General features: G+C 38.1%; 23 protein-coding genes. 10 read left to right on the top strand and 13 right to left on the bottom strand.

Annotation, left to right across the window (positions count from 1 at the left end; translation table 11 throughout):
• The first annotated feature begins 2 nt into the window (after positions 1–2).
• The 3 genes from MNY28_RS01120 to MNY28_RS01130 are packed head-to-tail and all read left to right on the top strand — an operon-like array spanning position 3 to position 2,786.
• On the top strand, positions 3–1,676 hold the full coding sequence (locus MNY28_RS01120; protein ID WP_346388638.1) for an enoyl-CoA hydratase-related protein: 1,674 nt from the start codon (positions 3–5) through the stop codon (positions 1,674–1,676).
• The gene (hypA, locus tag MNY28_RS01125; protein WP_346388639.1) at positions 1,669–2,010 is read left to right on the top strand and encodes a hydrogenase maturation nickel metallochaperone HypA; all 342 of its coding nucleotides are present in this window, start codon (positions 1,669–1,671) and stop codon (positions 2,008–2,010) included. Before MNY28_RS01120 ends, hypA begins: the two co-directional genes overlap by 8 nt.
• 2 nt (positions 2,011–2,012) lie before the next feature.
• Positions 2,013–2,786, top strand: a complete 774-nt coding sequence (locus tag MNY28_RS01130) for a DUF695 domain-containing protein (protein ID WP_346388640.1) — start codon at positions 2,013–2,015, stop codon at positions 2,784–2,786.
• Positions 2,787–2,852: 66 nt separating this feature from the next.
• Here the strand turns inward: MNY28_RS01130 and MNY28_RS01135 are convergent, their stop codons facing one another.
• Positions 2,853–4,106: an NAD(P)/FAD-dependent oxidoreductase gene (locus tag MNY28_RS01135; protein ID WP_346388641.1), complete on the bottom strand. Its 1,254-nt coding sequence runs from the start codon at positions 4,104–4,106 to the stop codon at positions 2,853–2,855.
• A gap of 26 nt (positions 4,107–4,132) precedes the next feature.
• Between MNY28_RS01135 and MNY28_RS01140 the strand changes: the two genes are divergently transcribed.
• A complete protein-coding gene (locus MNY28_RS01140) occupies positions 4,133–4,786 on the top strand; it encodes a tRNA-uridine aminocarboxypropyltransferase (protein ID WP_346388642.1) in 654 nt (217 codons plus the stop codon).
• Here MNY28_RS01140 and MNY28_RS01145 read toward each other — a convergent pair.
• From MNY28_RS01145 to pgsA, 4 genes are all read right to left on the bottom strand, one after another.
• A complete protein-coding gene (locus MNY28_RS01145; RefSeq protein ID WP_346388643.1) occupies positions 4,783–5,178 on the bottom strand; it encodes a DUF6858 family protein in 396 nt (131 codons plus the stop codon). The genes MNY28_RS01140 and MNY28_RS01145 overlap by 4 nt on opposite strands.
• A 70-nt stretch (positions 5,179–5,248) precedes the next feature.
• On the bottom strand, positions 5,249–5,923 hold the full coding sequence (locus MNY28_RS01150; RefSeq protein ID WP_151900554.1) for a YggS family pyridoxal phosphate-dependent enzyme: 675 nt from the start codon (positions 5,921–5,923) through the stop codon (positions 5,249–5,251).
• A 4-nt stretch (positions 5,924–5,927) separates the two neighbouring features.
• Positions 5,928–6,980, bottom strand: a complete 1,053-nt coding sequence (rseP, locus tag MNY28_RS01155) for an RIP metalloprotease RseP (RefSeq protein ID WP_346388644.1) — start codon at positions 6,978–6,980, stop codon at positions 5,928–5,930.
• Positions 6,977–7,531 carry a CDP-diacylglycerol--glycerol-3-phosphate 3-phosphatidyltransferase gene (gene pgsA, locus MNY28_RS01160; RefSeq protein ID WP_346388645.1) on the bottom strand — a complete coding sequence of 185 codons (555 nt, stop codon included), beginning with the start codon at positions 7,529–7,531 and terminating at the stop codon, positions 6,977–6,979. Before pgsA ends, rseP begins: the two co-directional genes overlap by 4 nt.
• A gap of 191 nt (positions 7,532–7,722) precedes the next feature.
• Between pgsA and MNY28_RS01165 the strand changes: the two genes are divergently transcribed.
• Positions 7,723–8,352, top strand: coding sequence for a class I SAM-dependent methyltransferase (locus MNY28_RS01165; RefSeq protein ID WP_346388646.1), 630 nt, complete (start codon positions 7,723–7,725; stop codon positions 8,350–8,352).
• On the opposite strand, the gene MNY28_RS01170 is transcribed toward MNY28_RS01165, so the two are convergent.
• The 4 genes from MNY28_RS01170 to MNY28_RS01185 are packed head-to-tail and all read right to left on the bottom strand — an operon-like array spanning position 8,349 to position 13,778.
• Entirely contained in the window at positions 8,349–10,064 is a 1,716-nt protein-coding gene (locus tag MNY28_RS01170; RefSeq protein WP_151900538.1) for an efflux RND transporter permease subunit, read from the bottom strand. The two genes, MNY28_RS01165 and MNY28_RS01170, sit on opposite strands and share 4 nt — an antisense overlap.
• The gene (locus MNY28_RS01175; RefSeq protein ID WP_151900537.1) at positions 10,064–11,653 is read right to left on the bottom strand and encodes an efflux RND transporter permease subunit; all 1,590 of its coding nucleotides are present in this window, start codon (positions 11,651–11,653) and stop codon (positions 10,064–10,066) included. The genes MNY28_RS01170 and MNY28_RS01175 overlap by 1 nt, the downstream gene beginning before the upstream one ends.
• A gap of 12 nt (positions 11,654–11,665) precedes the next feature.
• Positions 11,666–12,412, bottom strand: a complete 747-nt coding sequence (locus MNY28_RS01180; protein ID WP_346388647.1) for an efflux RND transporter periplasmic adaptor subunit — start codon at positions 12,410–12,412, stop codon at positions 11,666–11,668.
• 1 nt (position 12,413) lies between these two features.
• A complete protein-coding gene (locus MNY28_RS01185) occupies positions 12,414–13,778 on the bottom strand; it encodes a TolC family protein (RefSeq protein ID WP_346388648.1) in 1,365 nt (454 codons plus the stop codon).
• 178 nt (positions 13,779–13,956) lie between these two features.
• On the opposite strand from MNY28_RS01185, the gene MNY28_RS01190 reads away from it, so the two are divergent.
• From MNY28_RS01190 to MNY28_RS01200, 3 genes are all read left to right on the top strand, one after another.
• Positions 13,957–14,655 (top strand): c-type cytochrome, encoded by a 699-nt coding sequence (locus MNY28_RS01190; protein ID WP_346388649.1) that lies wholly within the window; start codon positions 13,957–13,959, stop codon positions 14,653–14,655.
• A gap of 62 nt (positions 14,656–14,717) precedes the next feature.
• The gene (locus tag MNY28_RS01195) at positions 14,718–15,092 is read left to right on the top strand and encodes a NifB/NifX family molybdenum-iron cluster-binding protein (protein ID WP_346388650.1); all 375 of its coding nucleotides are present in this window, start codon (positions 14,718–14,720) and stop codon (positions 15,090–15,092) included.
• A 9-nt stretch (positions 15,093–15,101) separates the two neighbouring features.
• Positions 15,102–15,272, top strand: a complete 171-nt coding sequence (locus tag MNY28_RS01200; RefSeq protein WP_346388651.1) for a hypothetical protein — start codon at positions 15,102–15,104, stop codon at positions 15,270–15,272.
• Between the two features lie 167 nt (positions 15,273–15,439).
• On the opposite strand, the gene MNY28_RS01205 is transcribed toward MNY28_RS01200, so the two are convergent.
• The 3 genes from MNY28_RS01205 to MNY28_RS01215 are packed head-to-tail and all read right to left on the bottom strand — an operon-like array spanning position 15,440 to position 18,197.
• Positions 15,440–16,681: an NnrS family protein gene (locus MNY28_RS01205; RefSeq protein WP_346388652.1), complete on the bottom strand. Its 1,242-nt coding sequence runs from the start codon at positions 16,679–16,681 to the stop codon at positions 15,440–15,442.
• Positions 16,681–17,427 carry an ATP-binding cassette domain-containing protein gene (locus MNY28_RS01210; protein WP_346388653.1) on the bottom strand — a complete coding sequence of 249 codons (747 nt, stop codon included), beginning with the start codon at positions 17,425–17,427 and terminating at the stop codon, positions 16,681–16,683. Before MNY28_RS01210 ends, MNY28_RS01205 begins: the two co-directional genes overlap by 1 nt.
• Entirely contained in the window at positions 17,415–18,197 is a 783-nt protein-coding gene (locus tag MNY28_RS01215) for an ABC transporter permease (protein WP_151900529.1), read from the bottom strand. The genes MNY28_RS01210 and MNY28_RS01215 overlap by 13 nt, the downstream gene beginning before the upstream one ends.
• A gap of 142 nt (positions 18,198–18,339) precedes the next feature.
• On the opposite strand from MNY28_RS01215, the gene MNY28_RS01220 reads away from it, so the two are divergent.
• Positions 18,340–19,326: an ABC transporter substrate-binding protein gene (locus MNY28_RS01220; RefSeq protein ID WP_346388654.1), complete on the top strand. Its 987-nt coding sequence runs from the start codon at positions 18,340–18,342 to the stop codon at positions 19,324–19,326.
• On the opposite strand, the gene MNY28_RS01225 is transcribed toward MNY28_RS01220, so the two are convergent.
• Positions 19,307–19,591: a hypothetical protein gene (locus MNY28_RS01225; RefSeq protein ID WP_346388655.1), complete on the bottom strand. Its 285-nt coding sequence runs from the start codon at positions 19,589–19,591 to the stop codon at positions 19,307–19,309. The two genes, MNY28_RS01220 and MNY28_RS01225, sit on opposite strands and share 20 nt — an antisense overlap.
• Positions 19,592–19,746: 155 nt before the next feature.
• Between MNY28_RS01225 and MNY28_RS01230 the strand changes: the two genes are divergently transcribed.
• Entirely contained in the window at positions 19,747–19,899 is a 153-nt protein-coding gene (locus MNY28_RS01230) for a hypothetical protein (protein ID WP_346388656.1), read from the top strand.
• The last annotated feature ends 190 nt before the right edge of the window (positions 19,900–20,089 follow it).

The following is a 20,089-nucleotide window of genomic DNA, read 5'->3' on the forward strand; positions in this document are numbered from 1 at the left end:
AAATGAAAATTACTCTTCTTGTCAGTGCCTTTAATTCCTTGACACAGGTGGCATATACTTACTTTAAAGACAGAAAGTACAGTGTTGATGTGGTATTTGCCATCAATGAACAACAGATGATAGATGAGGTTTTTTATTTTGGCCCCGATTTTATTTTGTGTCCGTTTTTAAAGAAGTTTGTACCCAAAGAGATTTATGAAAACATCGATACTTACATTGTCCATCCTGGTGTACTGGGTGACAGAGGGGCGTATGCGATAGATAATGCCATCAGGCTTGACAAAAAAGAGTGGGGAGTTACTGTTCTTAAAGCAAATGGAGAATTTGACAGTGGTGATGTTGTCATTACACAAAATTTTGGGATGCGGCAAGCTTACAAAGCAAGTATATACAGAAATGAAGTCATAACAACTTTTTACAGTATGCTTGATGGTTTTTTAGAAAATATACAGAGCAAAAAGTTTACATCGCAGTCAAATTTACCGATGCATCAGGCTCTGTCTCAAAAAGACAGAGCGATTGACTGGCAGAAAGACACAACACAGGAAATTCTAAAAAAAATATATATGAGTGATTCTCATCCTGGAGTAAAAGATGAACTTTTAGGAGTAGAATGTTACCTGTACGGAGCATGGAGAGAGGAAAAACTAAAAGGTAAACCAAAAGAGATTCTTGCCAAACGAGACGGTGCCATCTGTCTGGGAACTGTTGACGGAGCGGTCTGGATTACCCATCTCAAAGAGCCAAATCGTTTCAAACTTCCTGCCACCTATGTTTTAAAAGAACGATTACAAGGTGTCAAAGAGCAAAGACTGCCTTTGATTTTTGATAAAAGTTATAAAACTTTTTATGAAATAAGCTGCGATATAAAAGAAGAAGTAGCATATTTGTATTTCAATTTTCACAACGGTGCCTTCAGCAGTGACAAGTGTATGAAATTAAAATATGCTTTTGAATATATTAAAGAGCAGGTGAAAATTGTTGTGCTGATGGGCGGAGAGGATTTTTTCAGTAATGGCATTCATCTGAATATTTTACAAGACAGCAAGAAAAACGGCGAAGACGGCTGGAGCAATATCAATGCAATGAATGATTTGGTAAAAAGTGTTTTGTTTGCCGATGATGTAGTCACTGTAGCTTCTCTTCATAAAAATGCGGGAGCAGGCGGTGTTTTTTTGGCACTTGCCTGTGATTATGTTGTGGTAAAAGAAGGGGTTGTGCTTAATCCCCACTATAAAACATTGCGCCTCAGTGGCAGTGAGTATCACACGTACAGCTTACCAAAGCGGGTCGGTAAAGAGTATGCTGAGAAGATTTTAGAGGAGTGTCTGCCTTTGAGTGCAGGCAAAGCAAAAGAGACAGGTTTGGCGGACAAACTTTTTGCTCACAAAGAGTATAGAAAAGAACTTGAAAATTTTTGTTTGGAACTTATTTGTGATGAGGAAAAATTAGAAGATTTTTTATGGAACAAAGAGGAATACATAGAATCACATAAAAAACAGATAGAGCATCATCGTGAAGAAGAAATAGCAGTGATGTACCCGGAATTTTGGGAAGAAGGCAGCTCTTTTCATAAAAAACGCTATGAATTTGTCTATAAAATATGCCCTTTAGAAACACCACAGCGACTAAAAGCTACAATAACGAATAATCATTCAGGAAAAGCAAATGCATGAGTACAGTGTAGTCCAGGCACTATTGGAACAGATTGAAAATATTGCCGAAGAAAATGAAGCAACAAAAGTAACAAAAATCATTGTAAAAATCGGTGTCATGAGCGGTATAGAAGCGCATCTTCTTGAGGTTGCGTTTAATACCTTTAAGGAAAAGACCATAGCCGACGGTGCGGAGTTTGTCATGAACATTCAGCCGATTGTCATAAAGTGCAACAGTTGTGAAGAAGTCAGTGAACTTGAAAAAATTCACTACTGTTGTCAAAGTTGTGGTTCGGTTGATGTCAATGTAACAGACGGGGAAGATATGTTCCTTATGAGTTTGGAAATGGAGTAGAGATGCAAGAGTATTGGGAAGCGTATATGAAGCCTATGGACGGGCATGCGGCGATGGTGTCATTGAATGCCGGTGTGGCAGACAGCGTGCCGGATGAAGAGTACATGTATGTAGGATTTGTCAAAGTAAAACTGAATAATCCAAAAGAGGACGGTCTGGTTTGGGAACAAGAGGGCGATGATGTCGGATTTATAGAAGACAGGCTGGAGATGGAGTCTTTGCGGTATCGCAACGGAAAATATATAGGACGTATTATTACACAGGGTGCAGTAAATTTTATTTATGCTCTGAAAATGGATTTTGAATGGAAAAATACAGTCGAAGATGCGATGAAACATTTTCCTGAGTACAGTTATGAGTTTGGATCACGCATAGACAGCGAATGGGAGGTTTATCAAAAACTTCTCTTTCCGACTGTAAAAGAGTGGCAGATCATCACCAACCATCATGCCTGCGACAACCTTAAAGAACAAGGTGATGACCTTCAGCAGGCAAGGGCAATAGAACATAAAAGCTACTTTACATGTAATGATGACAGAGAAGGATTTGTGCAAAAAATTCAGGAGATGGGATTTGCAGAGCAAAAAAGGAGTGAAGTGCCTTTTAGAGATGAAACAATGTATGGTATTTCTTTTTACAGAAAAGACAAGCCTTTTTATTATGACATAGATGCTTTGACTGTGGAACTTATAGATGTAAGTGAAGCTTATAATGGAAAATATGACGGTTGGGAGTGTGCTTTGGTAAAACCACTATGGCAGACTCAAAAAAAGTAAAGTTTGTATTTTCGATACTTTCTTGAAACCTGGGTTTCAACCTCACTGTCATTAAGTTAAGCTTTTTTATTTTAAAAGTTTGCCTGCAAGAAAGCCGCTGGCAAAGCTCCATTGCAGGTTGTAGCCTCCGCAGGGACCGTCAAGGTTCATAACCTCGCCGCAAAAATACAAACCGTCCATAATCTTACTCTGCATTGTTTTAGGATTGATCTCTTTGAGGGAGATGCCGCCTCTTGTTATCATTGCCATTTTGAAGCCGTCATGTCCTGTAACGGTGAGGGGTGTCCATGCCAAGAGTGAAATAAGTCTGTCCCGTTTTTTCCCTTCGAGTTTTTTGTATGGTGTGTCTGGCTCTATGTCTGCTAATCGGCACAGCTCAAGGCTAAGTGCTTCCGGCAAAAGAGTTTTAAGCAGTTGCAAGATGTTTGTCATATTTTCTTTTGCACTCTCTTTTTTAAAATGTTCGCGTATCTGTTCCTCATTTTTTCCCTTTGTCAGATTCAACAGCAGTGGCACTTCACCGTATTTTTTTAAAAGCGGTGTGACTTCTCTGGCAAAATCAAGCACAACGGGTCCTCGTATGCCGGAGTTTGTAAAAATCAAATCACCCTTTGCCCGCAGTTTTTTATGTTTTTTCAGATTGACACGCAGTTCAACCTTGGCAATGGTGTCAGCCCGACAGTTTTTGACCCAGCTCTCTTTTGTTTTTAAGGGCATCATGGCAGGGGAGAGGTCGGTTACTTTATGCCCGATTTCACTGGCAAGATTGTAGCCGTCACCCTCAGCACCAAGCACAGGGTAACCAAGCCCACCGGTTGCGATGATGACATTGGGTGCATAAAAGATATCTGTTTGTGTTTTAACCCCGTCTATGTGATTGCCGGTTGCCAAAAGCCTTGTGGCTCTTTGGTTACATGTAACGCTGACGCCGAGTCTGAGCATCTCTTTTTGGAGCCCGGCAATGATGGTGGCAGAAGAGTGTGATGTGGGAAAAATTCTAAATCCGTCAGGGGCATGGGTCTCTACACCGATTTCATCCATAAAAGTGACGAGAGCTTTGTTGTCAAAGGCTTTGAGTGCATCTTGCATAAAACGCCCCTCTTTTCCAAAACGTGCCATGAAATCTTCATTTGAAAGGGTGTTTGTAAGATTGCATCTGCCACCGCCTGTGGCTTTTAGTTTGGAAGCTATTTTTGAGAGCTTTTCCAAAAGGAGGACTTTTTTGCCTTCACGTGCCGCAACTATTGCTGCAATGATTCCGGCTGCACCGCTTCCGACAACGATGACATCATAATGTTTTTTATTCTCTGGTTCAATCATTCTGTAATTTTAGTATAATTGCATTAATGAAAACTTACTATGGTGATAGAGAAAAATGTTATAAGTGTTACAGACCAAAAAGTTCCTGCATGTGCGGGCATTTTGAGCATATACAGACACAAACAAAATTTGTCATTTTGATGCACCCCAAAGAGTTTAAAAAGGTCAAAAACAATACAGGGCACTTCACGCATCAGAGTCTTGACAATTCCGAACTTTTTGTCGGCATAGACTTTACATGTAACACCAGAATTAATGAGATCATTGCCACACATGAGAGTTACATACTTTTTCCCTCAGAAGATGCTGTGAACCTGACAACTGCAAATCCAAAAAGAAGCCAAAAGCCTCTGGCGATTTTTTTGATAGACTCTACGTGGAGCTGTACAAAAAAGATGTTTACACAAAGTAAAAACCTGCAAAAACTCAAACACATGAGCTTTACAACGACAAAAACGTCACAATATCAAATAAAAATACAGCCGGATGAAAATTATCTCTCTACAATAGAATCGACTTTGGTTGTTTTGGAGTTGTTGCAGGAGTGGAAAATAGAGCAGATTAAAGAAGAACAGTTAGCCGGTTTTTTAAAACCGTTTCATGCAATGATAGCGTACCAAAAAGAGCTGATACAAAATCCACGCTCTCACGCGGTACGCTTTAAGAGAAGAGTAAACTAGGCTTGAGTTTTTAGTGCCTGTACCCATTCATAAACAACGTTTTGGAGTTGTTCATTTGGAACTTCTAAAAAACTGATCTCAAAACTGTCATCCAATTCACAAACACCTATGCTTCTGGGACGCACTGCAAGTATTTTAGCATTTGGCAGCTGTTTTCCAAAACAAAATACAATGTTTTTTGCATCTTTGATTTCAGGGGCAATAGTAGCGTCCTGTAATGAGGATGTGTGTTGATAGTGATCGAAAATCGCTATAAAAGTAGCTACAGGGTGTTCTTGTATGCGTTCTTGAAAATATGCAATAATTTCATCTGCATTTTTGAAACTTGTTTCATTTTTCTTTACATGTAATGAAAAGACGGGATACTTATCCATAAAATTTGTTTTTGTCATCAGCTAATCCTAATTATAATTTTGCTTAAAGTATATCTTATAATAATTATAATTAGATTAGATAAAAAACTTACTTGGGAAACATAATAGAGCCAAGGCGAACCATATTTGACCCGCACTCAATAGCGAGCTCAAAATCCTGGCTCATTCCCATAGAACAGATTGTTGCATTTGGAAGCTGCTCATAGATTGCATGGGTCGTCTCAAAACTTTTTCTTACAAGCTGCTCATCATCACTGTGTGCGCCAATGCTCATAACACCTTTAAGGTGTATGTTCGGACACTCCTGCATAATCTGCTTGTAGGTTTCTATGGCATCCTCAGGCATAACACCGTGCTTGCTCTCTTCTTTTGCCGAATTGATCTGCAAAAGGCACTCAAGCGTCATCTCTTTTGCCAGAAGTCTTTTTTGCAGTTCATGGGCAAGTTCCAATGAATCAAGTGCCTGAAAAAGACTTGGATTAATATCTAAAAGGTTGTTGATTTTGTTTTTTTGCAGATTGCCTATAAAATGCCATTCAAGCGGCAACTCTTCAAGCTCTTTTGCTTTTGCTTTTAAATCCTGTACCTTATTCTCTCCAAAAGCACGCTGACCGATATGGTAAAGTCTTTTTATCTCATCAGCCGTTGAGTATTTGCTCACAGCAACAATTTTTACTATATGGTGCTCACTTACCTTTAGACGTGCCGTCTCAACCCGTCTGATAACATCATCTATATATAATTTGTATTCAATTTCGTCCATTTTCTTATCCTACCAATCTGTTAATATCGTTAAAAATTCCAAGTCCCATGAGACCAAAGAGTATGACCCATCCGGCTATTGTCAGGTTAATGACTATTTTTTCGCTTGGTTCCCGTCTAAAGAGCAGTTCATATAAATTAAACATGATATGTCCGCCGTCAAGTGCCGGAATAGGGAGCAGGTTCAATACTCCGAGGTTTACAGAAATCAATGCCGCAAAAAACAAAACGCTCATCCAGCCTACTGCCGTTGCATCGGAGGTGAGTTTTACAATGGAGATAACTCCGCCCATTTCAGAAGCCGGGACATCCCCCATCACGAGTTTCTTCAATCCGGTAAAAATCAAAGTAGAGGCAAAAACAGTCTGATCAGTGGCATATTTTAACTTGTCTGCGAAGTCGAGTTTTTGTTCATGCATGACACCCGCAGCCGATATGCCTATCATTTTGCGTTTGACATCTTCTCCGTACATGTTTTTGGCGGTTTGCAGTTTTGGTTTGAGTGTTATGAGTTTCAGGTAGCCGTTTCTGTCCACCTGCAGTGCAACAGAGCCTTTTGCCTCTGCAATCATTTTCGCCATCTCTTTCCAGCTCGTGATTTTTTTGCCGTTTATACTCATAATGGTATCATTGGACTCAAGACCCGCAACATAGGCAGGGGAGTCTTTGACAACCGTACCTACAACAGGGGCTAAAACCTGAGGATTGCCAAGTGCTATAATGAAATAGAGTATAAATGCAAGAACAAAATTTGCCGCAGGACCGGCTAAAAGAATTAAAATCTTTTGCAGAGGCGTTTTTGTATTGTAACTGTCTGCATCGTAACTTTTTTTACTCGGGTCCGCATCATCCTGACCTTTCATCTTGACATAGCCGCCAAGAGGAATGGCTGAAATACTCCACTCTGTGTCAAAAGCCCGAAAAGTAAAAAGACGTTTTCCAAAACCTATGCTAAATACTTCTACATAGACACCCATAAGACGTGCTACGGTAAAATGCCCAAGCTCATGGAAAAATATAAGTCCGGAGAGGACTAAAAGTGAAACGATCCAACTCATGCTTTGTGCTCCTTTACAATCGCTTGTTTAAATCCCCAAAGATACTCCAGGCCCGAATAAACAGTTAAAAATACGGCAAACCAAAGAAGTGCCGCTCCATATGGCCAGTGCATCAGTAAAAACCCTATGGCTATCATCTGTGCTACTGTTTTTACTTTTCCAGACCAGGATGCTTTTACGCTGATACCTTCACTGAGTGCAACAGTACGAAGTCCTGTGATGAAAAGCTCACGAACTATAATGATGTAAATTGCCCAGGGAGAAGCATCTCCCATAACCATAAGCCCCAAAAATGCGGCGAGTGTGAGCATTTTATCGGCAAGCGGGTCAAGGATGGCACCGAGCATTGTCATTTGATTCCACTCTCTTGCGATATAGCCGTCAAAAAAATCAGTCACAGATGCCAAAACAAATAAAAGTGAGGCAAAATAGTAGTTCCATGTTATATCAAACCCGTTGTCGGTAAAAATTTGGGGATTGAGTATAATCCAAAACATCACAGGCGCAATGAGAATACGCAAAGATGCTAATAAATTCGGCAAATTAAGCAAAAAGTTCCTTTTAATGTCATTTAAGTTCAGTATCCCTTTGGGAGCCGGCACTGAAGTACCGGTTCCGAATGTTATTGAGACTTTAGTCTGGGCTATATGTCTTTAAAGGCTAAAACCTAGGCTCCGAAAACTTTAGTAATGAGATTTTATCTATTTATTACTTATTAAAGCCTAATAGACTAAGATTAGGCATGAAGAAAATATGTCCCTTATGCCAAAACAGTGCAGGTTTGCTATACGAAGAGAATCAAAGATACTTTACATGTAAGGTCTGTCATGGAATATTTGTTGATGAAACAGACTTGCCGGATGCACAAAGCGAAAAAGAACGCTATGAACTCCATGATGATAATACCGAAGATGCAGGGTATCGAAAGTTTGTTTCTCCCATTACCGCAAATATTGAAAAAGACTTTTCAAAAGAGGAGAAAGGACTTGATTTTGGGGCAGGAACCTCACAAATCATTACAAAGGTCATGCAGGAAAAAGGTTATGATATAAGTCCTTATGATCCGTATTTTCATCCAAACAAAGAGCTTTTGGAAAACAAATACGATTATATTGCTTCGTGTGAGGTGATAGAGCATTTTTACCGTCCCGCAAAAGAGTTTACACTTTTAAAATCTATGTTAAAAGAAAATGCAAAATTGTATCTGATGACAGACATCTATGATGAGCGTGTAGAATTTTCTTCATGGTATTATAAAAATGATCCGACCCATGTCTTTTTTTATACAAAAAAGACCTTTGAGTGGATTCAGCACAGATTTGATTTCTCAAATCTCGTGCTTGAAAAAAGGCTGATAATCCTGTCTAATTAGACAGGATCTTCAACTGAAACGGCTTTTTTCTCATGGAAATGGAAATGGCTTTCCAAGTCTGACATGTAAAGCAGAACAGGGACTACGATAAGTGAAGCCACCACTGCCGCTACCGTACCAAATATAAGAGCAACACCGAGTCCTCCAAAGACGGCATCTTTTGCAAGCAGTGTAGAAGCGAGCATAATGGCGATGGCTGTCAGGAAAATAGGTTTTGCCCGTGTCGCACTTGCATAGGCAATCGCTTCGGCCTTGTGCATTCCCTTTTCACTCATGAGTGATTTTGTAAAGTCTATAAGCAGTAAAGAGTTACGCGAACTGATTCCGATTAAAGCAATAAATCCGATAAGGGATGTTGCCGTTAAAAAGAAGGTGTCTGCCGTGAAAATATCCATAATCCAGTGACCGAATATGACACCGATGATAGAAAGAAAAGAACCTAAAAGAATGATACCGCTGAGTGTATAACTTTTATAATAGATAACCATCAGTAAAAAGATAAGGATAAGAGCCGCAATAAAAGCACCGCCCAGGTCTCTAAACGTATCCATTGTGACTTTCATTTCACCGTCCCAAATGAGTTTATAGACTTTTCCTGTTGCTTTGTCTGTAAGTTGCAAATCAAAAAGACCTGTTTTTTCGACTTTGTATTCATCACCAAAACTGTTGATAATTGTATTTCTTGCATCAAGCAGAGGATAAACCTGAGAAACCATATCGGTTTCGGCTAAAACATTGGTCATCTGGTGCAAATCCTTACTCATGATCATCGGATTTGATTTTTTAGGAATTACGGTAACAAGTTCCGTGACAGGTACCATCATGCCTTTGTTGTTCATGAGTTTGAGTGAAGCCAGTTTTGCTTTTACAGAATCCAAATCTTTTTTGCTAAATCTTCTTGAAGAGTCCGACAGGCGTAAAAAGAGAGGAATCTGATCGCTGTATTTGTCTGAATTTTTTACAGATATATCCATCCCTTCAAAAGCAAGGTATAAAATATTGTTGAGTTGCTTGACAGTGAGACCTGATTTTGCGATTTTTGTTGTATGGACAATTATTTCAAAACTATCGTATATATCATCTTCCATAATGTCAATGTCAACAAGCCCCTGTGTATTTTGAAAAACTTTTTCAACACGTTTTGCCAGCTTTCTTATGCCCTGTGCATTGTCACCGTATATTTCAGCAACAATAGCCGAGAGTGTCGGAGGACCGGCAGGCGGTTCTACAAAAGAGATATGTGTATTTGGATAGAGCTTTTCACAAGCATCTTGAATAACAGGACGCAGACGCTGTACCATCAAATAAGAAGGCTCTTCTCTGTCATGTTTTTTTGTGATATTTACGACAATTTCTGCAACATTTTCAGAGTTTTTAAACTGACTGCCTTTAATAAGTCCGGCAAAATCAAGAGGTGCACCCATGCCTAAAAATACTTCGGTATCACGCACTTCTTTTTCTTGAGTAATATAACTGCTGACACATTGTGTCACTTGCTGGGTCTGTTGTATCGAACTGCCTGTTGGCAGTTTCACATAGATGGTAAAAGTATCATTGTTTTTTCCCGGCAACATCTTTGCTTTGACAATTTCAGTCGGTGCTATCATTAAAATAGAGATGATAAATGCTATTAATGTACCGATAAGTATCAATTTTCTCTGCGCAGAACTTTGTATGCCTTGCAGTACAAGTTTTTCAAATTTCTTAAACATTAATGCGCTCCTTTGTCATGTTTTGGTCGTTTTAAAATTCTCACGGCAAGGTAAGGTGTAAATATATAAGCTACAAAGAGCGAAGCAATGAGTGCTACGGGAACATTCTCAGGAATAGGTTTCATAAACTGTCCCATCATGCCTCCGACAAATGCCATAGGCACCATTGTCATGATGATGGCAAGTGTGGCGATATTTGTCGGTGCACCGATTTCATCTGTTGCCTTGATCATAATTTCATCATTGCTTTCATGGGCAGATTCGACAGAATGGTAGTGTCTGTGAATATTTTCAATAACAATAATAGCAGCATCAACCAAAAGCCCCAAAGAAAGCAAAAATGCAAAAAGAGTAATACGGTTAATGGTCTGACCGCTCAAATAGGCTACAAACAGAGTAATTGCCAAAATTGCAGGAACCGTAAAGGTTACGATGAGTGATTCTCTCCAGCCAAGTACAAATATAAGAAGAATCGCGATAATTACAATAGATAAAACCAGGTGCATTACAAGTTCGTTTACTGCATCATTTGCACGTTCTCCGTCATTTCTGGTAATGACATAACTGATGCCTTTTTTGTCCAGTTCGCTTTTGTAATTTTGCAGTTCTTTTTTGACTTCATCTGCAATAATGACGGCATTCGTTCCCTGCAGTTTTGAGACTGTAAGTGTCACCTGGTTTTCAAAAGGCATAAATTTTCCGTTTTTTTCTCGTTTGCTGATAAGTGCCGATTTGAAGTTTTGAATATCATAAGAGTTTGTCACTTTTGCAACCTGTCTCAAATAAATTGGAGAACCCATATACTGTGCGACAATGATGTCCCCGACATCTTTTGCATCTTCTATGGCATTTTTTACGCCAACCATGACAATTTCATTCTCTTTTGTTTTGTTTTTAATCGCAGGGACATTATAGGAAACTGCCTGTACAGCCTGTGTGATTTGTCCCATAGAGAGGTTATAGCCTGAGAGTTTGTTCAAATCCACTTCTATGTTGAACTGGTGTTTGTGACCGCCTTTGAGTGCTGTAACGGCAACATTGTTCAAACCGTTTATATGGTGCTGGATTTGCTTGACTTTGTCATAGAGTTCTGTTTGAGACATGTTTTTGTCATGGGAATAAAAGGCAACACTTACAATGGGAATATCAATGTCAATATCCAAAGGCTTGATAATCGGTTTCATGGCCCCTTTTGGAAACATGTCGGCATTTTGCATGATTTTGTCGTAGATTTTGAGATTTGAATCTTCTTTTTTCTCTCCGATATAAAAGGCTGCATTGACAATCCCGACATTGTCCATAGCCGTGCCGTAAATGTGTTCTACTCCTTTGATCTCTTTGAGCTTTCGTTCTAAGGGTTTGACTATGATTTTTTCTACCTCTTTGGCATTGGCACCCGGCAGAGCTACTATGACGGTAGATCCGCTGACAACCATTTGCGGATTTTCTTCACGAGGCATAATCATTAAGGCGAGGTAACCGATAACAAGCAGTGAAATTCCCAAAACAGAGGTCAGAGGATTTCTTAAAAATGTTTTTGCCAGTTTTCCTGCGACATCTTTAGGTGTATATGGCTTATGATGATTCATATTTTTCCCCTTTTAGTCAATGGTTACAGTGGCATACATACCAGGGTAGACTGATTTGTTCAGTGTCTTGAATGATACTTTGATTTTAAATGTGTGTGTCATCGGATTGGAATTTGGTATGATCGCCGTAATCGTTCCGATTGTTTTGACACCGACAGAAGGAATCTCCACTTTTACTTTTTTCCCGTGATGAATGAGATTTAAATTACTTTCCGCAATCTCTGCCGAAATTTTTAAATCACTCAAATCCGAAAGCACAATTGCAGGCATACCGGGCATTGCCATCTCTCCGACTTTGATGTTTTTGGCAACAACAACACCGTCGTTTGGAGCCTTTACATGTAAGTATTTGTATTGATTTTCCACTTCCTGGAGTCTTGCTTTGGCTATGTTTATCATATCCTGCAGATTTTTTGCCGCAAGTTCCATATTTTCCACTTCATATTTTGAGACCATATCTTTTTTCAGCAGTCTTTTGTAGCGTTCCAGATTCAGTTTGACATTCGTGTACTGGTTCTGATACATTTGCAGTGAAAGCTCTGCCTGACGTTTTGCCGAATCAATTTCACGTGAATCTATACTATAAAGAATTTGGCCTTTTTTTACCTTTTCCCCTTCGCTTGTGTTTACATTGGTAACAAAACCCATAAATCGGCTTGTGATCATCTTCTGATTATCCGAAATCACACTTCCCGAAAGTGTTAAACTCTCCGCTAAAAGTGAAACGCCCAGTGCTAGTAATAGTAGTAGTTTTTTCATGTTAGTCTTCTCCGTTTGCTAATTTTTCAAGTGCAAGTATTTTTTCTGTTCTTTTGTTCTTTGCTATCTGCAGCTGCAGTATCTTTTCAATCTGTGCAGACTGTTTTATGATAACATCACTCATGGAAACAAGTTTTTCTTTATATCTGCCTTCATAATTTTCATAAATGGCATTTGCAAGTTCCAGTTCTTTTTTCAGTGAGGCAATTTCGACATCAACCCCTTCTATCTGTGTCCGGATTTTTGCAATTTTTAAAAGAATTCCCTGTTTTGCAAGTTCCAGCTGTGACTGCATTTTAAGTTTTTCGATTTTTGATTTTTCGATTTTTGCCGCATCGATTCCGCCGTCAAAAAGGTTCCAGCTCAGGCGTGCACCTATGGTATAGGCTTTGTGTTCGTCGGCATTTCCTAAAAAGCTATTGTCCGCAGTGGAGACTTCTCCAAAAGCTCCAAGCGTCGGATAGTAGGCTGCCTGAGAGACCTTAAGCATATCTTTTGTGATTTTGAGTCCTGTTGCCGCTTTTTGCAGGTCAATATTGCGCGCTAAAATCTCTTCATCACTTATATGTGGCATGCGCACTTCTGTTGCAGGTGTCTGAATATGTTCAATTTTTTGATTGAGTAAAAAACTGATGTAGTGGTATAACAGTTTTTTGTTGGACTGCATCTGTACCAAGAGTCTTTCAACATTTCCCTTTTTTGCCTGTACTTCAAGCAAATCTACTTTTTTAGCATAGCCTACCGCTATCATCTCTTTTGTTGTCTCTTCCAATATATGGATATTGTCCAGAATTTTATTGAGATTTTTTATAGAAGAATCAAGCAGTGCCATGTCATAAAAGCTTTTTTTAAGTTCATATTTTTTCTGTTTTTCTATTTTGTGTTTGTCCAAAGATTTCAGTTCTTTGACTTTTTGCATAATGTCAGTGTAAGAACTGAGCATAAATCCTGTAAAAAGAGGCACTTCATATTTGAGTTTGCTCTGAAAAAAGTTTCGGTAACCCGGATAGTTTAGATTTTGTGGAGGTGTAATATATGGATTTACGCCATTGTTTAAATTCGTCATAAATTCTTCAGCACCAAAATCCCCAAAAGTTGCCTCACGCGAAGTCAGTTTAAATCCAAAGACATTTCCCGCATCATTTGAACGTGCCACATCTTGTATAAATGTCAGTGTTCCCCAGTTTTTTCCTGACACTGCATCAATATCCTCTTCTGCAGAGCGTTCATCAAATTTGGCTGCCTTAATTTCCAGATTTTTTGCTTTCAAAAGCTGTAGTGCTTGATCCAGTGTCAATGCCTCGGTCGCTGACGCTGATACATGTAACAGCAAAGAAAACGCAAAAATACTTATCAGTCTATTCATTTTCCAACATCCTTTTCATAGTTATAATAATTTTAAGTTTAAATTATAACATATATTTCATTTTCATATATCACATTTATATCACATTTATTGAAATATGGTCTGTTCTGCAACAGAAGATGCTTCTAATATTTACAAAAATGATATATAATACTTATGAAAATCATAAGGATAATTAATGTATAGATATATATATCTAATTAGTATACTGTTTTTTACTGCATGTGAGCCAAAATCTCATTCAAATCTTAACGGTAAACAACTTTTAGAGCAAAAATGTAGCAAGTGTCACAATACTGACCTGCCTCCAAAAACTTTTCAGGATGAAAAAGCACCGCCGATGATGGCGGTTGCATTTCATATAAAAGATTTTATAAAAGCAAGCAGTGAGAGTGACAAGATTCCAAAAGCTGTAGAATTTGTAAAAGACTATGTTGTGAATCCAAGTGCTTCAAAATCTTTTTGTGATAAAGAGAGCTTAAAAACTTATGGAGTAATGCCTTCACAAAAAGGTAAAGTTACGCAAGATGAACTTGAAGCGATTGCTGAATATATGTTTGAACATTTTACAATAAAAAATTTGACAGCAGCACAAGATTTGCAAAACAGGTTGAATGCAATGCCAAAAGGAAAAAGAATTGCTTTAAAACATAACTGTCTGTCTTGTCATAAAATAAACAAAGATTTAGTGGGACCATCTTTTAATAAAATTGCTAAAAGATACAAGGAAAATATTACGCAGATAGCACAAAGCATTAAAAACGGTTCTGCTAAAAAGTGGAAAGGTTACAGAAATGCGATAATGCCGGCATTTGGTGAAAAGATAAGCAATGATGATATTGAAACATTAAGTAAGTGGATTGCTAAGGAGACTTGACATTATGCACATATGTTCTATATGATTCCAATATAACATTATAATAATTATAAGGAATATTGATGAAAATAGTTTTAGCAGTAGATGAAGACAAACAAACCATAGTAAAAAGAACAGGGCAAAGTGCTTATTTTGCAATATATGATGATGACAAAATGGTTGATTTGGTACCAAATAAGCATCACGACGGTGGACATCATGCGCACAGACACAATGAAGAACATAAGCATTCAGAAATGGAACATGAGGAGCATACAAATTCTCATAGAAAAGATGTAGAGGCTTTAAAAGATTGTGACATTATTTTAGTACAGGCTGTTGGTGAAAATATGAAAGAAGCTTTAGAATCCATAGGTTTAAAGGTAAAAAAAATCAGACAAAAACATGGTACAACTGCTGATGAGGTTGTAAAAAACTTTTTAAGCGGTGCTATCTAAGGCAGAAGAATGGTTGGAAGAAGAAAACTACGAAATATCGGGGCAGATCACAGTGATGTTTGTTTTAAGCCTTGTGGTATTTGTGGTATTGATTTGGAATATATTGAACTCTGCGAAGATGAAATGGAGGCTATTCGTTTGTCTGATTATGAGGGACTCTACCAACTTCACGACTTGTAGAGTCGGCAAGAAAAAAAACAGCAGATGCTTTGATACATAAAAAAGCCTTAAACATAAAAACAGATAAAAAGTAAGAAAAAAAATAAAAAGAACAATACAAAAAACTGCTGAATTTAACTCCGCCGATGACATAGGTTACGGACTTGACATAAAACCGTCAAATCCTTTTAGCCTTTGATTCCATCGGCTCTTGGATTGAGCAAAAAACCGAAAAATACTTTGATATAAAGCATAAACGGAACACTCCAAAGAAGAGCAGACCATAAATAGAGTTGCATTGCGTCTGCTTCGTAAAAAGGTATAAGTGAACGCATCAATGTAGCAATAATGATGAAAAATACCATTAAATGGGTATAAATGTTTGAAGTCAAATGCCTTCCCGTGTGAATCCATCCTATGGTTATCATGACCATTAAATAGGCAAGTCCAAGCCCACCGGCTGTTATAAAATGCCTAAAACTCGAGATACCGACTCCGTCATTAAACAAAATACTCCATCCCATAAAAGCATATCCTAAAGCAAGCATAAGAAAAATCAAAAACAGATAAATAACATAAGGTTGATTGAGTATAAACTTCTCTTTGAGATGATAATCACTCGTAATCGCCAAAACAGCAGCACCGGCAGCCAATCCTATCCATCCAAGTGCAGAGTTTGCAGGGTATAAAAATTCAACAATACTAAAGAGCGTGACACAAAATATAGCCAAGTTTGTAAGTGGCGGTCGTGATATATAAATATCATCAATTGCTTTGTCTTCCATCAGTTCATTGACTGCTTCCATGTTTACACGACGCATTGCAAGTAAAACAAGTACAACAATCGCACCAAGGGAAAGCTTTAAAATTTTCATCGGGTCACTTTGCACTAATTCTGCCATTGTTAGAAAAAACCAACTCTCAAGACCAAAAATAACAAGTAAAATGTAGCCCAAAGAGGCATGTCGTTGGAGCTTATCTAAAACAACATCTTTTGCAAACCAGATAAGCCAGGCAAGCATGGCAAGATTTAAAAATCCAGCAAGATAGACGCCTGTAACATCTATAAACCAAAAGCTCACGCGACCGGCTATCCATAAAAGCATAATATATTTGAGTCGTTTGCCGACAAAAGGTACCATTCCGGGGAAAAGTTCCGGCAAACCGGTTGTTAAAAACGCCATGACTCCGGCAGTAAGTACTCCAAAAAGCATCTCGTAGACATGCCAAACAAGAACATTGTCCATAAACGGGATACTCAAATACCCACTCCAAACCAACCCCCACAATATCATCGAAAGTATAAAATAGGGAGCCAAAAGTAAAAAGACAGGGCGAAATCCATAGGCTAAATAGGACGGAATATTCTCTTCATCAGGATAATAGAGGTAGTGGTTCGTCGCATGAAGTTTTTCTTCTTTATGTTGCATTATTTTAACTCCAAAGAATTTAGTTCAAATGTTTCTATGATATCTTTGTCTTGCAGTATTTTTACACTCTGCTCATATACAAAGGCATCATCTCTTTTATCTTGAGGAAGTTCAAAGCTGAATTTTTTGACTATATGTCCAGGATCGGCTTTGAGTAAAAGTATCTCATCACTCAGACGAATAGCTTCCATCATATCATGCGTTATAAAAAGTATAGAGATATTTTCTTTTTGACTTATTTCTATAAGATGTGTTTGCAACTCTTTTTTCAGACCTATATCCAATGCTGAAAAGGGCTCATCCAAAAACAGAAGAGAGGGTTTGACAACCAAAGCACGGGCAAAACTGACGCGTTGTTTCATTCCGCCGCTTAAATCTTTTGGAAATTTTTCAAAATCTTCTTCTTCGAGTCCAAATTTCAGTGCAATTGCCCTGGATTTTTCTATTGCGGTACTTTTTTTCTCACCACGGGCAAGGAGTCCAATGGCAATATTGTCAAGTACATTTTTCCAAGGAAGCAGTCTTCCTTCCTGAAAGGCAAAAGAGGAACTTTTAAAGGTGTTTGTCACTTCTCCCTCTTGCACATCCAAAAGTCCGGAGCATAAATGCAGAAGTGTAGTTTTTCCACCTCCGCTTGGCCCTACTATTGAGAGTATCTCCCCTTTATTGAGTGTAAAATTTATATCTCTTAAAATCTCTGTAAACCCGAAATGATGTGTTAAGTGTTTTACTTCTAGCTTCTCCATAACTCTACCTCTCTTTTTATCGGTTCTAAAATGATATACTCTATAAACATCAGCGAACCTATCATTATGGTTACAAGCGCCAATGCCGTTGGAGTGTCCAACTGGCTTCTGGCCACTGCCAAGGAAGCACCAAGCCCATCGCTTGTAGCTAAAAGTTCCGCCATGATGACAATCTTCCAGGCCATACCAAGTCCGCTTACCCAGGCAGGAAAAATGTAGGAAAAAATATGAGGAAAATAGACATCTGTAAACTTCATGTGCCATGGCAGATGAAAACTCTCAGCCATCTCTTTTAAAGTACCGTCAAGTGTTCTTGTACCTTGCAGGGCACCTACAAATATAATGGGAAAAGAAGCAACTATGATGGTAAAAATAACTGTTTCATCTCCCATTCCAAACCAAATCATCGCCAAAACTATCCAGGCAATTGGAGGCATGCCTACAAGGATGGTGACAACCGGACGACTCATCATAGACGCCGTTGCAAAGAAGCCGGCGATGAGTCCCAAGACAGAGCCAAACAACAAAGAGAGCCCAAAGCCAACAGAAGCGCGGTAGAGGGTAATGTCAATCTGCTCCCATACCTCTTTGTCATGCAACATGGTATAAAGTGTCTTAAATGTTTCAAGAGGTGATGGCAACACTAAGTTGCCATATACCTGATTGCCAACATCCCACAAAGCTATAAAGAGCAGAATGGAAGCAACAGCTCCCCATCCGCTCCATAAGTAAGCCGGAAAATCTTTCAGTATTTTAAGTAAGAATTTCAAACAAGACTCCTTTAAATGATAATTAATATTAAAGTGTATGATAATTAAGCTTAAAGTAAGTATAATGAAAGTAATTATCAAATTCAGTTGTGGTTAAAGTCTTTTTTGATAAAATCTATAAACCAGTTAAGGAGATTTTATTATGATTAAAAAAATATTACTGACAGTTTCTCTCGTACTTTTTCTACAGGCAAACGGGATAAAAAAAGTAGATACTTTGGTTTTAAGCGGTCCTATGGCATCTGTAAGCCACCCGCTTTTAAGGATGATTGAAACAGGTGCATTAAACGATGTGGCAACAAATGTCAAATTTATTATGTGGAAATCGCCCGATGAACTGCGTGCTCTCACACTTCGCGGCAGTGCTGACTTTATAGCAATTCCTACCAATGTAGCAGCAAATCTTTATAACAAAGGTGTAGATATAAAACTGCTCAATGTCTCTGTGTGGGGTATTTTGGGAATGATAACAAGAGATAAAACCAAAAAGACTCTTGCAGATTTCAAAGGGTGTGAAATAGCAATGCCTTTTCGTGCCGATATGCCTGACATTGTCTTTGAAGAGATTGTAAAAAGAGAAGGGCTTGATCCGAAAAAAGACTTTACACTTCGCTATGTAAACTCACCGATAGATGCTATGCAGATGCTTGTAATGCGCAGAGTCGATCATGCACTCTTGGCTGAACCTGCCATCTCTATGGCACTGAGAAAAACAAACTCTTTTCCGTTGAAACTTATAGCGCCTGACCTTTACAGAAGTGCAGATTTACAAAAAGAGTGGGGAAAAGTTTTTCATATTGAAGCCAAAATTCCACAGGCCGGCATGGCGGTTATTGGCAAAAAAGATCCATATCTCATCAAACGTTTCAATGAGGAGTATGCAAAAGCGCTTCAATGGTATAAAACACATCCAAAAGAAGCTGGAGAGTTGGTTCATAAATATATTCCAATGCTGGTGCCTGAAGCTGTAGCAGACAGTCTGGACTATGTTCAATTGAATGATGTTAATGCAAAAGATGCACAAAAAGACTTGGAATTTTTCTTTGAAATTTTGAAAAACAACAATCCTAAAACTATTGGTGGTCAATTACCACAGAATGGTTTTTATTTTAGTCCGAAGAGTGAGTAGATAAATCTAATTTTTTTGTTTTTGCAAACCCTGCACCTTTTTTTGTTTTTGCTTTAAGCTCAAGAGCCGTGATAAGTTCTTTGTAATCTATACGGTTCTGATGCATTGTTGCAAAACATTGCGCTACTACTGCTATTGCATTAGGCACTTCACCTTTTTTTTTATATGCCTGTATATTTTTTTCACTGACTTTTATAAGCTTTGAAAATTTTGGAAGGCTGATCTCCGCATCTAAAAGTAGTTTTTTAAATTCTATAAATGTCATGTGGAAGTATAGTCTTTTATAGCTTAACTCTATATTTTATTGACATGTAGTCTGAAATCATATATAATAGCTATAATTTATTACTAATAGTAATGAAAAACTGCATAAAGGGTCAAACAATGGCAAAAGATACAAAAAAAGAGTTAGAGAAAAAGTTGGCAAAAAAAGCTGAAAAGAAAAAGGCAAAGAAAAAAGCTCAAAAAAAGAAAGCTGTGAAAAAAGATACAAAGAAAAAGAGCAAGAAAAAAGCTGATAAAAAGAAAGCTAAATCCAAAGCAAAGAAAAAAGCTCAAAAAAAGAAAAAATAGTTTTCTTATCTAACGAAAGAAACTACTTTCAGTTTCTTTCGTAAATCTTTCCAACTCTTTTTTTAAATTATCCACCTGTATAACCATCAACAATCATATGAATACTTACTTTGTGTATATTGTTGCAAGTCCATAGCAGAAGCATCTACACTATCCATGCTGATAACTTTATCATACGTTTGTTAGCGTA

Origin of the sequence: Sulfurimonas sp. NWX367 (assembly GCF_039667065.1) — a bacterium.
GTDB classification, from domain to species: domain Bacteria; phylum Campylobacterota; class Campylobacteria; order Campylobacterales; family Sulfurimonadaceae; genus Sulfurimonas; species Sulfurimonas hydrogeniphila.

Coding starts and splice junctions, on each gene's coding strand:
- MNY28_RS01170 (WP_151900538.1), bottom strand. CDS start 10,064: ATGTTTAAGAAATTTGAAAAACTTGTACTGCAAGGCATACAAAGTTCT.
- hypA (WP_346388639.1), top strand. CDS start 1,669: ATGCATGAGTACAGTGTAGTCCAGGCACTATTGGAACAGATTGAAAAT.
- MNY28_RS01145 (WP_346388643.1), bottom strand. CDS start 5,178: ATGACAAAAACAAATTTTATGGATAAGTATCCCGTCTTTTCATTACAT.
- MNY28_RS01220 (WP_346388654.1), top strand. CDS start 18,340: ATGATTAAAAAAATATTACTGACAGTTTCTCTCGTACTTTTTCTACAG.
- MNY28_RS01200 (WP_346388651.1), top strand. CDS start 15,102: ATGGTTGGAAGAAGAAAACTACGAAATATCGGGGCAGATCACAGTGAT.
- MNY28_RS01180 (WP_346388647.1), bottom strand. CDS start 12,412: ATGAAAAAACTACTACTATTACTAGCACTGGGCGTTTCACTTTTAGCG.
- MNY28_RS01185 (WP_346388648.1), bottom strand. CDS start 13,778: ATGAATAGACTGATAAGTATTTTTGCGTTTTCTTTGCTGTTACATGTA.
- MNY28_RS01190 (WP_346388649.1), top strand. CDS start 13,957: ATGTATAGATATATATATCTAATTAGTATACTGTTTTTTACTGCATGT.
- MNY28_RS01165 (WP_346388646.1), top strand. CDS start 7,723: ATGAAGAAAATATGTCCCTTATGCCAAAACAGTGCAGGTTTGCTATAC.
- MNY28_RS01210 (WP_346388653.1), bottom strand. CDS start 17,427: ATGGAGAAGCTAGAAGTAAAACACTTAACACATCATTTCGGGTTTACA.
- MNY28_RS01140 (WP_346388642.1), top strand. CDS start 4,133: ATGAAAACTTACTATGGTGATAGAGAAAAATGTTATAAGTGTTACAGA.
- MNY28_RS01225 (WP_346388655.1), bottom strand. CDS start 19,591: ATGACATTTATAGAATTTAAAAAACTACTTTTAGATGCGGAGATCAGC.
- MNY28_RS01130 (WP_346388640.1), top strand. CDS start 2,013: ATGCAAGAGTATTGGGAAGCGTATATGAAGCCTATGGACGGGCATGCG.
- MNY28_RS01205 (WP_346388652.1), bottom strand. CDS start 16,681: ATGCAACATAAAGAAGAAAAACTTCATGCGACGAACCACTACCTCTAT.
- MNY28_RS01150 (WP_151900554.1), bottom strand. CDS start 5,923: ATGGACGAAATTGAATACAAATTATATATAGATGATGTTATCAGACGG.
- MNY28_RS01195 (WP_346388650.1), top strand. CDS start 14,718: ATGAAAATAGTTTTAGCAGTAGATGAAGACAAACAAACCATAGTAAAA.
- rseP (WP_346388644.1), bottom strand. CDS start 6,980: ATGAGTTGGATCGTTTCACTTTTAGTCCTCTCCGGACTTATATTTTTC.
- MNY28_RS01120 (WP_346388638.1), top strand. CDS start 3: ATGAAAATTACTCTTCTTGTCAGTGCCTTTAATTCCTTGACACAGGTG.
- MNY28_RS01175 (WP_151900537.1), bottom strand. CDS start 11,653: ATGAATCATCATAAGCCATATACACCTAAAGATGTCGCAGGAAAACTG.
- MNY28_RS01135 (WP_346388641.1), bottom strand. CDS start 4,106: ATGATTGAACCAGAGAATAAAAAACATTATGATGTCATCGTTGTCGGA.